We start from the raw sequence: 12,346 nt of genomic DNA, 5'->3' as shown, positions 1-12,346 counted from the left end.
TGCATGTCCGTTTCTTTTTGTGCCCTTATTGGGCTGTCTGCCTAAGCGAGCAATTGGTGTGCCAAGCGACGACAGAGGCACTCTGACGGAGCGTGGCGTAGTCGGTAATTCTTAGAATCCTCCCGTAAACACTGGGCGTCCAACTTTTTTGAGGAGGGCTGAGGCATGTCTGTCCGGTGAGTGTGGCAAAGGCGCTGATACATTTTCGCAGCCTCCGGACAACGACAGCATCAGATGGATAGTGCCGACAAGGGCAGGGTCGCACCATGACTTCAACGCTTGTTGATTCGTTGAAGCCGCCAGACGGGAGGTGAACGCCATGAACATTACCCATACACCGCCAACCCCGGGCAATCATCAATGGCGCAACTGGGATGACTTGGAAAACGCCGACGTTCAACCCGGCAGTCATCTCATCACTTCAAGACGTCGTTACTACCACCATGGAATTTATCTGGGCGGGCATCGAGTCGTGCACTACGCAGGCTTTCATAAAGGTTTTCAGGTCGGTCCGGTCGAAGTGTTGGCATTGGACCGTTTTGCTTGTGGGCAACAGGTGTGGGTCGACGATGCCCCTTTGTCTCAGTTTGACGGTGGGGAGGTGATACGCCGGGCACTCTCGCGCCTGGGGGAAAATCGCTACCGGTTGCTGACTAATAATTGCGAGCACTTCTGTAACTGGTGCCTGTACGGCAAAAGCAGCAGCGAACAGGTTCGCGGCTTCATGACCCATCCATTGGCACTGCTGCGGTTGGTGCTGCAAAGCCTGCCGGATAACTTCCTGCAGGCCTCGGACAAGCGTTGCACTCAGCGGATAGTCGGTGCAGCAGAAGGTGCCCAATATCACATCCAACGTTCCTGAGCCCTTGGAGATTCGAGATGAAAGGCCAATATATAAGCGTGCCGGTTCCGTCCGGCGGTCAGTTCCAGGCTTACCTTGCGACCTCTATCGATGGTCGCGGTCCGGGTGTGGTGCTTTGTCAGGAAATCTTCGGCGTTAACCAGGCAATGCGTGAAGTTGCCGACCTGTTGGCCGAGGAAGGTTATACGGTGCTGGTTCCGGACCTGTACTGGCGCCAAGAGCCCGGTGTCGATTTAGGTTACACCGAAGCGGAGTTTGGTCGTGCCTATGCGCTCTACCAGGGTTTCGACGAGGCACTGGGCATTGATGATATCCGTGCCACTCTGAAGGCTTTGGAGTCATTGCCCCAATGCAAGCCGGGGGACCTGGGCGTTGTCGGCTATTGCCTGGGCGGCAAACTGGCTTACCTGGCGGCCTGTCGATTGCCTGAGGTGGCCTGTGCCGTTGGCTACTACGGCGTAGGGATTGAAACCGCGCTCTCGGAAATTGAAGGACTTCAAGGGCGTCTGGTGCTTCATATGGCCGAACAGGATCAGTTCTGTCCAGCAGAGGCCCGCTTCGCGATCAAGCAGGCCCTTTGCGATAAAAAGGGTGTTGAACTCTACGTTTATCCGGGCGTTGATCACGCGTTTGCTCGCCCCAGCGGTCATCACTACCACAAGCCATCAGCGCTTCTGGCCCACGAGCGGACTGTTGCTGCATTACGCCGGGAGCTAGGGCCAGACTACAACCTCTCTGACCTGTGGGACGAGCACGTACGTCACGAGTTCGATACCCGGGACGTACCCGCCACCATGGCTACCATGGTCGCTGAACCTTACGTCAACCACATCCCGACCATGACCGGCGGCGTGGGTGCTAAAGAGTTGAGCCGCTTCTACCAGCATCACTTCGTCCATGGAAATCCCAAGGATATGGCGTTGACGCCACTGTCTCGCACGGTCGGTGCGTCACAGATCGTCGATGAATTCATCATGAGCTTCACCCATGACTCCGAGATCGACTGGATGCTTCCCGGGGTGGCACCCACCGGGCGCTACGTCGAGATCCCGATGCTTGGCGTAGTCAAGTTCCGCGGGCCGAAGCTCTATCACGAACACATCTACTGGGATCAGGCCAGCGTGCTGGTTCAGATCGGTCTGCTGGATCCGACCGGGCTACCCGTGGCGGGTGTGGTGACTGCGCAAAAGTTACTTGATGAGTCACTGCCCTCCAACACGCTGATGCCAAGTTGGGCTTCCAGCGCCGACAAACCGGTGTAAGGGGAACGACATGTCTCATCTACAGAATAAGGTCGCCGTGATCAGCGGTGGCGCAACCCTGATTGGTTCCGCCGTCGCTCGAGCGCTGATGGATGCCGGCGCTAGCGTCGCGCTGTTCGATATCGATCGAGAAGCAGGTCTCAGGGCCGCTTCCGAGCTCGGTGAGCGAGCCGCATTTTTTCATCTCGATGTAACGGATGACGAACTCATTGCGCATGCCGTCGAAGAAGTTCGGGCACGTTTTGGTGGGGTCGACCTGTTGATTAATCTGGCCTGCACTTACAGCGACCAAGGCTTTGCTTCCAGTCGCCAGGATTGGTTGCAGGCGCTTGATGTGAACCTGGTTTCGGCCGTGGCATTGACTCAAGCGGTGCATCAGGACCTTAAAGCCCGACGTGGGGCGATTGTCAATTTCACTTCCATCTCGGCCAAGTGTGCCCAGACCGGTCGTTGGCTCTACCCCGTTTCGAAGGCCGCCATGGTGCAGCTGACTCGCTGCATGGCTATGGACCTGGCCGCCGACGGTATCCGCGTTAATTCGGTGTCGCCTGGCTGGACCTGGTCGCGGGTGATCGACCAAGCCAGTGGCGGTAACCGCGTAAAGGCTGATGCGGTCGCCGCTTCCTATCACCTGTTGGGCCGCCTGGGAGAACCCGGCGAAGTGGCCAATGTGGTGGCGTTTCTATGTTCGCCAGCCGCCAGCTTTGTGACGGGTGCGGATTATGCCGTCGATGGAGGCTACTCGGTCATGGGGCCGGAACAGAACCTGCCGGCGATACCAAGGCTTGCTGAATAACACAGAACACTAACAAGAAACCCTGTTCGGCGACTGCCGAATGCTGCACCTGTAACCGTCGATAACCAGGAGAATAACAATGCGTCGAATCGCCATCGTCGGAGCCGGTCAAGCCGGCCTGCAACTCGCTCTAGGCCTGCTCGCCAAGGGCTACCATGTGACCCTGGCCACTAATCGTAATGGCGAGGACATTCGCAACGGTAAAGTGATGTCCAGTCAGTGCATGTTCAACGCTGCTCTGCAAAGTGAGCGTGATTTGGGCCTCAACTTTTGGGAAGACCAGTGCCCGGCCGTAGAAGGTATTGGTCTGGCAGTGCCTGACCCAGAAAAGCCGAATGAACCACTGTTCAGCTGGAGTACCCGGCTGGATCGCTACGCCCAATCAGTTGATCAGCGTCTGAAAATGCCAGTGTGGATGGACGAGGTCGTGAAGCGTGGCGGCGAGGTCATTATCCAGGATGTCGGTGTGGCCGAGTTGGAGCTTCTGTCGACCAGCCATGACCTGGTACTGCTGGCGGCGGGTAAGGGCGAAATCGTCAATCTGTTTGAAAAAGATGCCGAGCGGACTCAGTTTCAGCAACCGCAAAGGGCGCTGTCATTGACCTATGTGAAGGGCATGACACCGATGTCGCCGTTTTCCCGGGTCAGCTTCAACCTGATTCCCGGTGTAGGTGAGTACTTTGTGTTTCCGTGCCTGACAACCACCGGACCTTGCGAAATCATGGTCTTCGAAGGGATTCCGGGCGGGCCGATGGACTGCTGGCAGGGGATTACATCTGCCGAGCAACATCTCGAGAAAAGCCTGGAGCTGGTCAATCGCTACGTCCCTTGGGAAGCCGAACGCTGCCGCTCCGTGGAAATGACCGATGACAAGGGCTTCTTGTCCGGCAGATTCACGCCGATGGTGCGCAAACCGGTATTGACGCTGCCGTCTGGCCGCAAGGTCTTTGGCATGGCCGATGCCCTGGTCGTCAACGACCCGATTACCGGCCAGGGTTCGAACAATGCCGCCAAGTGCAGCAAGGTTTACCTGGACGCGATTGTCGCGCGTGGCGCGCAAGACTTTGGTCCTGACTGGATGCACGACACGTTCGAGCAGTACTGGAGCTATGCCCAGCATGTGGTCAAGTGGACCAACACCATGCTGACGCCACCGCCTCAGCATCTGCTGGAACTGCTGGGTGCCGCGAGCCAGTCACAACCTCTGGCATCGGCCATCGCCAATGGTTTCGATGACCCGCGCACTTTTGCACCTTGGTGGTTCGACGCCCAGTCTTGCCAGGCCTTTATTCAGAAAAAGACTCGTCAGGCCGCTTGAGCCGCCATCGAGCCAGGAGTTCATCATGAATGCACTTACCGCAGAATCCATCGAGCATGATCTGGTCAACGCGCAGGATTGCGATCCACGTGAACTGCGTAATCTCCTCGGGCAATTTGCCACGGGTGTTACCGTAATCACTACGCGCACCACCGATGGGCGCAATGTTGGCATGACTGCTAATTCGTTTTCGTCGGTCTCGCTCGATCCTCCCCTGATACTTTGGAGCATTTCTCGCAACGCTCCGAGTCTGGTCGATTACCTGTCGTGCAGCCATTTTGCGATCAATGTTTTGGGGGCTGATCAGCACGATATTTCCGGACGTTTTGCACGACCTGCACCCGACAAGTTCTCCGGTGTGGCCTTCACGGCCGGAGAGGCCGGGGTACCGCTTCTCGAGGGTGTAATCGCCACGCTGGTCTGCCGCAATGTCACTCAGTACGAGGGCGGTGACCATCTGATTTTCCTTGGGCAAATCGAACACTACCGCCACGGTGCAGGGGAACCGCTGGTGTTTCACTGCGGGCAGTATCGAGTGGCCGCAGAGCATCCCGGGTTGAGTCGATAAGTCAGGAGTCTTGCCTTTAGCCTTGCTGCAAGTGGAGAGCGTTATGAAAACAAAAATAAAACTGCTATCGGTGTGCGTGCTGGGCCCTGGCCTCTTGGGAGTTGAACCGGCGCAGGCGTATGACTTGCCGGTGGTCAATCTGGGGTTGACCAGTTTCCTCGACGGCGCCCCGCCAGCCGGACCGGGTTGGTACTTTCAGGAATACTTCCAGAACTACAGCGCTAATCGTTTTCGAGATCAAAATGGCAAGGCACTGGGTTTGCCCAAACAAGAACTGGATTATCAGGTCGCAGTGACTCAAGTCAGCTATTTTTCCGATCTTCGCTTGGGTAATGCAACTCTGGGCATGAACGCTGTGCTGCCTTTTGTGACCAGCATGGATGTTGATGACGGGCTGAATAATGCGGCGATAAAGGCTCAAAGCGGTCTGGGTGATCTTCTGTTAGGCCCGATGATCCAGTTTGATCCGATCATGGGGCCGGATGGGCCGCGTTTCGCTCACCGCATCGAGTTACAGGTCAATGTGCCGACCGGCAAATACGACAATAAGCATGACATCAACCCGGGCGCTAACGCTTGGTCGTTTGACCCTTATTGGGCGGCCACTTATTGGTTTACCCCAAAGTGGACGGCGTCGGTTCGAGCTCACTATCTTTATAACGGCAAGAATGATGATCCGGGCCCGGCGTTTGGTGGCGCCGATGATGTTCAAGCTGGCCAGGCCCTGCATGCAAACTTTGCGACCGAGTATGCAGTGACACCGAAGCTGCGGCTGGGGATCAACGGCTATTGGCTAAAACAAATCACCGATACCAAAGTCGATGGTCATGAGGTTTCCGGCCGTCGTGAAAAGGTATGGGCCATAGGACCGGGGGCGATGTACAGCTTCTCCAAGGACGATCATGTTTTTTTGAACGCCTACTTCGAACAGGACGTCGAGAACCGTCCAGAGGGTAGTCGCGTGCAAATGCGCTACGTCCATCACTTTTAAGACCGCCGCAGTCATCGTGCTCCGTAGCTTCCTTCTACTTTGGTCTTCTGCCTGCCCTTATGGGGCAGGCTTTTTTTTTCCTTTTTGGAACCTTTTAGTCATGTCCGTACCTCGTACTTCCTCTGGCAATGCTGTCTTGATATGTCGAACCGACCTACAGGGGCGCATCACCCACGGTAGCGAAGCTTTTATCAAACTTAGCGGGTATACGAGTCAGGAACTGCTGCAACAATCAAGCAGTCTTCTTAAACATCCAGATATGCCCGCACCCATTTTCAGTAGCCTGTGGAGTGCGCTGCAACAACGAAAGCCCTGGATGGGGCTGTTGAAGAATCGGCGCAAGGATGGCTCAACCTATTGGTTGAATGTCTACATAAAACCGGTGTTCGGCGTCGATGGGATTGAGGCCTATGGGGCTGTCTATAGCTCACCATCGCAAGCGCAAACCAAGCGTGCAGAGAAGCTCTATTCGCGGTTAGTTTCTGGTGGGGTAATTCTTCACTGGGGCTCTCGTCTCAATCGACTGCTGGGGTCTGCATTACCGAGCCTGCCTCTTGGATTATTGTTGTCGGCAGGTCTTTGGCAGCTGGATTCTTTTTGGGCCCAGAGTGCTGTTGTGGTGGCGGGATTGGCCGTGATGGCGGGTATCCAGGACTGGCGACAGTCCCGTGCCGTCAAGCAGATTTTTGTTGCCCATCCCAAAGCCTTTGCCGACGCGTTAACCGCCAATATTTACAGTAATGCGCCTGGTGCTGCAGCGTTAATGGAAATGGCCCTGATTGCGGAAGAAAGCCGCTTGCAAAGCGCGTTGTCGCGAATCGGGACGACCGGAGGCGTCGTTGAGCAGCGGGTGGTCGAGCTTGCGCAGTTGATCCAGGCCGAGACTCAGCGTCTTGAACGTCAGCGTGATGAAACCGATTTATCAGTAACCGCCCTCAGCGAATTGGCAGCCACTATCCAAGAGGTCGCCAGTAATGTTCAGGCAACAAATCTGGCCACCCAAGAAGCTGTCAGGCTCGCCAATCATGGCGAGCAATTGTCCGGCAAGAGTCTTGATGCGATGCAGCAACTCAGCACATCCGTCGGGGATATTGCAGTGGCGGTTCAACAGTTGGCCAGTTCCACCGAGTCCATCGGCGCAATCACCAACATTATCAGTTCGATTGCTGGACAAACTAACTTGCTGGCGTTGAACGCTGCCATTGAGGCTGCTCGCGCCGGCGAAGCGGGCAGGGGGTTCAGTGTTGTTGCCGACGAGGTACGGCAACTGGCAACACGCACTCAGGAAGCAACCCAGCAAATACAACCGCTCTTGCTGCAACTGCGTAATGCCACTGAACGCACCGTTCAACTGACCGATGAGGGCCGAGAGTTCGCGCGACACAGCACTCGTGAAGTGGAGTCTGTCCAGGGCAACCTGGCTGGTGTGAATTTTTCACTGACCCAGATATCGGGCATGAGCATGCAGATCGCCTCTGCCATGGAGCAGCAGTCTCAAGTAGTAGAGAGCTTGTCACAGCAGGTTTTGCAAGTGGCTGAGCTGTCGACGCAAAGTGTCGACAAGGCATTGGATGGTCAAAGAATTGGTGAGGACTTGAAAACTCAGGCCGAGGCGCTGCGAAATCTGGCGGAGCGTTTTGATCGTTGAGTTTTTAGGGAAGGGGAATTGAGCGGGGGTGATAAAACAGCAGGGGAGTATCTGGTTAATTCCAGATACTCCCCAGGGTTCTTAATGTTTTGAATTGCTCTCGATGAACTTCTCGTAAAACATCTGGAATTTTTCGATTTGCTGCACGTTAAACCAGGTCTTGACCGCTTCGACCATTGGAGGAGGGCCGCACAGATAAATGTCGAATGGATCAGCCTCAAACGCATTCCGATCAAAGTGATCAGGAATCCATCCGGTTTTCCCTTTCCACTGCTCTGATGGCTTCGACACGATAAGGTGGTAGTCGAAATCAGCGATGCGTTCGCGATAGCCCGCCAACCGTTGGGTTTCGCAGAGGTCATTGTCCTGCGTGACACCATAGAACAGCTGGATCGGGTGTCCGCAGCCACCCTTTTCCGCGATGTTATCCAGCATCCCGAGAAAAGCCGATAGACCGGTTCCACCTGCCACCAATACCAGAGGCTTGGTCACTTGGCGTAGATAGAAACTACCCAGAGGGGCCTCGAACTCGATGAGTTGACCGGGTTGGCAATGCTCACGGATGAAGTTACTCATCACTCCGTCAGGCAGCAGCCGGATGAGAAATTGTAGCTGGTTAGTGGGATTGGGCCGGTTGGCGAATGAGTAGGAGCGCCACTCGCTGGTTCCCGGTACATGCAGTCGTGCGTATTGCCCTGGAAGAAAATCCAGTTGCTGCGGGCTGGCGCCAGCGTCGATATGAAGTATCGCGGTAGTGGCTGAAACCTGCTCCACACGGGTAATCACCGCTTGCAATAATTGGGTTGCCCCAGCGTTGCACAAGCTCGAATCGAAGTCGAAATAGAACGAGGCATCCGATTGCACTCGGGTCTGGCAGGAGAGCATCTTGCGTTGCGCCAGATCGTGTTCGGACAAAGCCTCGTCATCGACATAATCTTGAGTGAATTGACCTGATTCGCAGCGGCCCTGGCAGGTGCCACAGACGCCTTCGCGACAATCCAGCGGAATGTTCACGCCATTGCGCAGCGCGGCGTCGAGCAGCAGTTCGTTTGGTTTGACCTCGAAGAACGAGGTCTTGCCGTCTGCGAAGCTGAAAGCGACTTTATGGTTCATGACAAGGTGCCCCGCAGCTCACAGGTGATAGAAATCAAGCACAGAATTGATCGTGTCATTGAGCAACACGATGTGCTTGCGAGTGATCTTCCAGCTGTCTGCGACCGCTTTAAGGTGGTAGGTCACATGGCCGTAAAACTGCTCGGACAATCCTTGACGGGTGTAAAGCGTGACCCAGGCTGCCTTGACTTCAAGCAAGCCATGATCGAGCTCCTTGATTCGTACATTGCTGATTTGATGCAGGGTGCGCGGCATCGGATTTGAGGCCGCCGACTTACCGGTGCGCAGGCGAAACACCCGGTCTTCAAGGCCAGACCGGTTCGAGTAGTAAATCAGCGACATGCTGCGCTTGGGATCGGTGGTGTACACATGCTCCGACTCCCATTGCGGCAGATGGAATTCACTCTGCTCATCGAAGAGAGCGATGTAGGCGTCCCAGTCCTGCTGATCACACAGCTCGGATTTACGGTAAAGGAACTGCTCGACGGAATGTTGTAGTGCGCTCATTTCACACCTCCTTCAACTTCAGGGCTTTTTGTTCCAGGCCTTGCAGAAGGAAGCGCTGCCAGGAACCGTGCTGATTAATGTAGAGCCCCTCATGGGTGAACTCGGTGCCGGTCAGTACCGGGTTGATGCCCAGAACCTCGCTGTTGGGAGTGGGGCCTTCGACCCATTTTTCACTGCCGCGGGACACTTCGTTCCAGCGCTCCAGGCGTGCCTGGAATCCGCGCTGGGCTTCACGAAACTCCACCAGGTCGTCGGGGGTTCCCATTCCTGAAACGTTGAAGAAGTCTTCGAACTGGCGAATCCGGTTTTCGCGGTCCGCGTCGGACTCACCTTTGACGCCGATGCATTGGCTGGTGATCTCTGTCTTGTTCCAGGCCACCGGGCGCACGATACGCAGCTGTGAGCTGATTTGATCCATGAAGAACAGGCTGGGGTAGATGTTGAGGTTGCGCAAACGGTGCATCATCCACTCGGCTTGCTGCTGGCCGTATTCTTCTACCAGACGCGGCATGACGGTGGCATAACCGGCGCGTACAGCCGGGTTGGGCATGTCGCTGAACAAGAGGCTGTGACCATTCTTGAACGAGAACCAGCCGTCGTCGGTTTCGGCATCGCCGGCGCCCAGTTTGCTGTAGTCCAGTGTGTCGGAGCCGCCGCCATTAGCGGCATTGACTTGCTGGCGATGCTGTACCGTGGAGACATAGTTGTAGTGCACGGTGCTGACGTGATAACCGTCCAGACCATTTTCGTGCTGCAGTTTCCAGTTGCCGTCGTAGCTATAGGTCGACTTGCCGGGCAGTATCTCCAGCTCGCCAGTGGGAGACTGCGCGACCATCATGTCGAAGAACACTTTGGCATCACCGAGGTAGTCTTCCAGCGAGTCGCTGCCGTTGACGTCCATACTAATGAAGACGAAGCCCTTGTAGCTTTCGATCCGAGCTTTCTTCAGGCCGCGGGTTGCCTTGTCGAAACCTTCCGGGTATTCCCCCGGTGCCTTGACCTTGACCAGGCGGCCGTCACTTTTGTAACACCAGGCGTGGAACGGACAGGTGAAGGTTGACTGGTTACCTTTGCTGACGCGAGTCAGCGTCGCGCCCCGGTGCTGGCAAGCGTTGATCAGCGCGTGGAGCTGATTGTTTCCATCCCGGGTGATGATCATCGGCTGACGACCTGCGCGCATCGTCAGGAAGTCATTGGGGTTGGCGATTTCACTCTCGTGGCAGGCGTAGATCCAGTTCTTTTCGAAGATCAGCTCCATCTCCAGGTCGAACAGTTCCGGCTCTGTGAACATGTCACGGGCGATACGATAGATGCCTTCAGCCGGCCGGAAATCCAGGCAGCCCTGAATGTATTCTTGCCACTGTGCAATGCTTCTAGTGCTGTTCATCAGGTACACCCTTTTTGTAGTTTTTGGCACAACCCGATTGAAAGCCTTTCTGTGCAGTGCAGCTATCCGGATTCGAGGCGATATCTGTCCGTTTCTTGGGGGAGGGGATCGATTTGGTTGAGCGCTGCGCAGGCAAGCTTCTTTTCGCGTTTTTTTGATTGTTTTTGCACTATGTGGATAGCGGGCGTGTGGGGGCAAAAAGTATGGTTACAACTAATCTGTAACCCTTGTGGTGCTGTGATGAATCTGCAAACTCATGCTCGGGCTGATGCTGAATTTCAAGACATCCATGCGGTACGTCATGACCTGCAGAGTGCGCAGGCCTGGATGGAGAACATTTGCGGTCCCCACGAACTAAAGACCTCTTCTCCTCAACGTCTTCATTTTCAACATGACGCAAACGTCCTGAAGTCGATGTCTACGGTGATTGGGTATATCGAATACGGTACCGATGTCACGATCGATATTGATGCGTCGGTACTCAGCAGTTACAGCATCAGTCTTCCCGTCAGCGGGCAACAGGAACTGCGAAAGCCAAATGGTTGTTTGATGTCCGATAGCAGTAACGGACTTATTGTGTCGCCTTACGATCAGCAAGAACTCACCATTGCCGGTAACTGCCGGAAGATACAGGTGGCGATCAAGTGTGTAGCAATGCGTCAGGTATTGGAGGAGTTACTACAGCGGTCCGCCGAACAACCGATTGTCTTCGAAACACGGATAAGTACCAATCAGGGAGCCTCCGCCGCATGGTGGCGGCTGGTAAAATATCTGCTAATGGAGTTGGATCAGGCGCGAAACTTTTTTGGTCATGTTTCCATTGTTCGTGATATTGAGCGGGCCTTGATAAAAGGTTTGATTTTGTCGCAGTCCAATAATTACTCAAGTGAATTGGAGGGTGGTGCGCAAACACGCTGCCCTACGTATTTGTTGAAGGCCAAGCAGTTCATGCATGAAAATGCCAGCGAGGAACTGAATCTGAATGATATCAGTCGGGCGGCCGGCGTATCGCGTTTCAAACTGGCTGAGGACTTCAAGAAGTACTTCGGTATTTCCCCCGCTTTATATTTGAAGCGATTCCGGCTGGAAGCGGTCAGACAGGCGCTGCTGGAGGGTGGTTGTAATGAAAACATCACGGCGGTAGCGATGCGGTGGGGGTTTAATCATCTGGGACGTTTCTCTTCCGATTACAAAAAAATGTTCTTGGAAGTTCCATCGAAGACGGTTGAACAAAGTCGCAGTCATTGAGGTTTGGTAGAAACTTGGCGCTAAGCTTTTATTGAAGTGCAGGGTTAAAGATCTTGGGCTGGTTAGCAGGCGCTTGTATTCAAATAAAATAAGAGAGAATTATCATGAAAACAGTTGCCCAGTTACTGTGTTTAAAGCCCGTGCATAATCAAAAAGTTCACACCGTTGCACCCGATCAAATGGTGTTGGAAGCGATCAGAGTTATGGCCGAGCGAAACGTCGGTGCTCTTCCTGTCGTAGAGAGTGGGCGTGTTATCGGTATTGTCAGTGAGCGAGACTATGCACGGAAGATGGTACTGCAGGGCCGCTCTTCGGCGGGTACTGCCGTGAGGGATATCATGAGTTTTCCCGTCATAACGGTAGATTCTCGGCAGAGCATTGAGGATTGCATGGGCATTATGACCGATAGTCATCTTCGTCATTTGCCAGTCGTGGAAAACGAAGAATTGCTTGGTTTGCTATCAATTGGTGATCTGGTAAAGGCTGCTATTGCAGAACAAGCCGACCTGATACAGCAATTGGAAAGCTATATCCGCGGGCATTAAAGACGCTTCGAGTTCTACCAGTTGCCCTGGCGCGTCGCGTAACAAGATCCAGAGTGACGCTGAAGCAATTCTTATTGGGTCTCTCCAGGATGAAGTGGAGC

The 12,346-nt window shown here is 54.7% G+C and carries 12 protein-coding genes; 9 read left to right on the top strand and 3 right to left on the bottom strand.

What is annotated here, in order from left to right; all coding sequences use genetic code 11:
- Positions 1-319 precede the first annotated feature (319 nt).
- The 7 genes from ACZ3HH_RS10620 to ACZ3HH_RS10590 all read left to right on the top strand — a co-directional run bounded on the left by ACZ3HH_RS10620 (position 320) and on the right by ACZ3HH_RS10590 (position 7,445).
- Positions 320-862, top strand: a complete 543-nt coding sequence (locus tag ACZ3HH_RS10620; RefSeq protein WP_465804399.1) for a lecithin retinol acyltransferase family protein — start codon at positions 320-322, stop codon at positions 860-862.
- Positions 863-879: 17 nt separating this feature from the next.
- The gene (locus tag ACZ3HH_RS10615) at positions 880-2,124 is read left to right on the top strand and encodes a dienelactone hydrolase family protein (protein WP_465804398.1); all 1,245 of its coding nucleotides are present in this window, start codon (positions 880-882) and stop codon (positions 2,122-2,124) included.
- Between the two features lie 10 nt (positions 2,125-2,134).
- Positions 2,135-2,920: an SDR family oxidoreductase gene (locus tag ACZ3HH_RS10610; protein WP_465804396.1), complete on the top strand. Its 786-nt coding sequence runs from the start codon at positions 2,135-2,137 to the stop codon at positions 2,918-2,920.
- Positions 2,921-2,999: 79 nt separating this feature from the next.
- The gene (locus ACZ3HH_RS10605) at positions 3,000-4,238 is read left to right on the top strand and encodes a styrene monooxygenase/indole monooxygenase family protein (RefSeq protein ID WP_465804394.1); all 1,239 of its coding nucleotides are present in this window, start codon (positions 3,000-3,002) and stop codon (positions 4,236-4,238) included.
- Between the two features lie 25 nt (positions 4,239-4,263).
- A complete protein-coding gene (locus tag ACZ3HH_RS10600; RefSeq protein ID WP_465804392.1) occupies positions 4,264-4,806 on the top strand; it encodes a flavin reductase family protein in 543 nt (180 codons plus the stop codon).
- Positions 4,807-4,849: 43 nt separating this feature from the next.
- The gene (locus tag ACZ3HH_RS10595; protein WP_465804390.1) at positions 4,850-5,797 is read left to right on the top strand and encodes a SphA family protein; all 948 of its coding nucleotides are present in this window, start codon (positions 4,850-4,852) and stop codon (positions 5,795-5,797) included.
- A 100-nt stretch (positions 5,798-5,897) separates the two neighbouring features.
- Positions 5,898-7,445: a methyl-accepting chemotaxis protein gene (locus tag ACZ3HH_RS10590; RefSeq protein WP_465804388.1), complete on the top strand. Its 1,548-nt coding sequence runs from the start codon at positions 5,898-5,900 to the stop codon at positions 7,443-7,445.
- An 81-nt stretch (positions 7,446-7,526) separates the two neighbouring features.
- Here ACZ3HH_RS10590 and antC read toward each other — a convergent pair whose 3' ends face one another.
- Genes antC through antA form a run of 3 tightly spaced genes read right to left on the bottom strand, consistent with a single transcriptional unit; the run spans position 7,527 to position 10,452 of the window.
- Positions 7,527-8,558: an anthranilate 1,2-dioxygenase electron transfer component AntC gene (antC, locus tag ACZ3HH_RS10585; protein WP_465804386.1), complete on the bottom strand. Its 1,032-nt coding sequence runs from the start codon at positions 8,556-8,558 to the stop codon at positions 7,527-7,529.
- Between the two features lie 18 nt (positions 8,559-8,576).
- On the bottom strand, positions 8,577-9,065 hold the full coding sequence (gene antB / locus ACZ3HH_RS10580) for an anthranilate 1,2-dioxygenase small subunit (RefSeq protein ID WP_095054953.1): 489 nt from the start codon (positions 9,063-9,065) through the stop codon (positions 8,577-8,579).
- Position 9,066: 1 nt separating this feature from the next.
- Positions 9,067-10,452: an anthranilate 1,2-dioxygenase large subunit gene (antA, locus tag ACZ3HH_RS10575; RefSeq protein WP_465804383.1), complete on the bottom strand. Its 1,386-nt coding sequence runs from the start codon at positions 10,450-10,452 to the stop codon at positions 9,067-9,069.
- Between the two features lie 240 nt (positions 10,453-10,692).
- Between antA and ACZ3HH_RS10570 the strand changes: the two genes are divergently transcribed.
- Positions 10,693-11,700: an AraC family transcriptional regulator gene (locus tag ACZ3HH_RS10570; protein ID WP_465804381.1), complete on the top strand. Its 1,008-nt coding sequence runs from the start codon at positions 10,693-10,695 to the stop codon at positions 11,698-11,700.
- 104 nt (positions 11,701-11,804) lie between these two features.
- A complete protein-coding gene (locus tag ACZ3HH_RS10565) occupies positions 11,805-12,245 on the top strand; it encodes a CBS domain-containing protein (RefSeq protein WP_465804380.1) in 441 nt (146 codons plus the stop codon).
- Positions 12,246-12,346 lie beyond the last annotated feature (101 nt).

This window comes from Pseudomonas sp. PME37.24/025, assembly GCF_055556615.1.
Note: the sequence above shows the minus strand (reverse complement) of the source record. Positions and strands in the feature narration are given on the sequence as shown.

Bases quoted from the DNA above. Each gene is read 5' to 3' on its own strand.
- antC (WP_465804386.1), bottom strand. From the start codon at position 8,558: ATGAACCATAAAGTCGCTTTCAGCTTCGCAGACGGCAAGACCTCGTTC.
- ACZ3HH_RS10570 (WP_465804381.1), top strand. From the start codon at position 10,693: ATGAATCTGCAAACTCATGCTCGGGCTGATGCTGAATTTCAAGACATC.
- ACZ3HH_RS10620 (WP_465804399.1), top strand. From the start codon at position 320: ATGAACATTACCCATACACCGCCAACCCCGGGCAATCATCAATGGCGC.
- ACZ3HH_RS10565 (WP_465804380.1), top strand. From the start codon at position 11,805: ATGAAAACAGTTGCCCAGTTACTGTGTTTAAAGCCCGTGCATAATCAA.
- ACZ3HH_RS10595 (WP_465804390.1), top strand. From the start codon at position 4,850: ATGAAAACAAAAATAAAACTGCTATCGGTGTGCGTGCTGGGCCCTGGC.
- antA (WP_465804383.1), bottom strand. From the start codon at position 10,452: ATGAACAGCACTAGAAGCATTGCACAGTGGCAAGAATACATTCAGGGC.
- ACZ3HH_RS10605 (WP_465804394.1), top strand. From the start codon at position 3,000: ATGCGTCGAATCGCCATCGTCGGAGCCGGTCAAGCCGGCCTGCAACTC.
- ACZ3HH_RS10590 (WP_465804388.1), top strand. From the start codon at position 5,898: ATGTCCGTACCTCGTACTTCCTCTGGCAATGCTGTCTTGATATGTCGA.
- ACZ3HH_RS10610 (WP_465804396.1), top strand. From the start codon at position 2,135: ATGTCTCATCTACAGAATAAGGTCGCCGTGATCAGCGGTGGCGCAACC.
- antB (WP_095054953.1), bottom strand. From the start codon at position 9,065: ATGAGCGCACTACAACATTCCGTCGAGCAGTTCCTTTACCGTAAATCC.
- ACZ3HH_RS10615 (WP_465804398.1), top strand. From the start codon at position 880: ATGAAAGGCCAATATATAAGCGTGCCGGTTCCGTCCGGCGGTCAGTTC.
- ACZ3HH_RS10600 (WP_465804392.1), top strand. From the start codon at position 4,264: ATGAATGCACTTACCGCAGAATCCATCGAGCATGATCTGGTCAACGCG.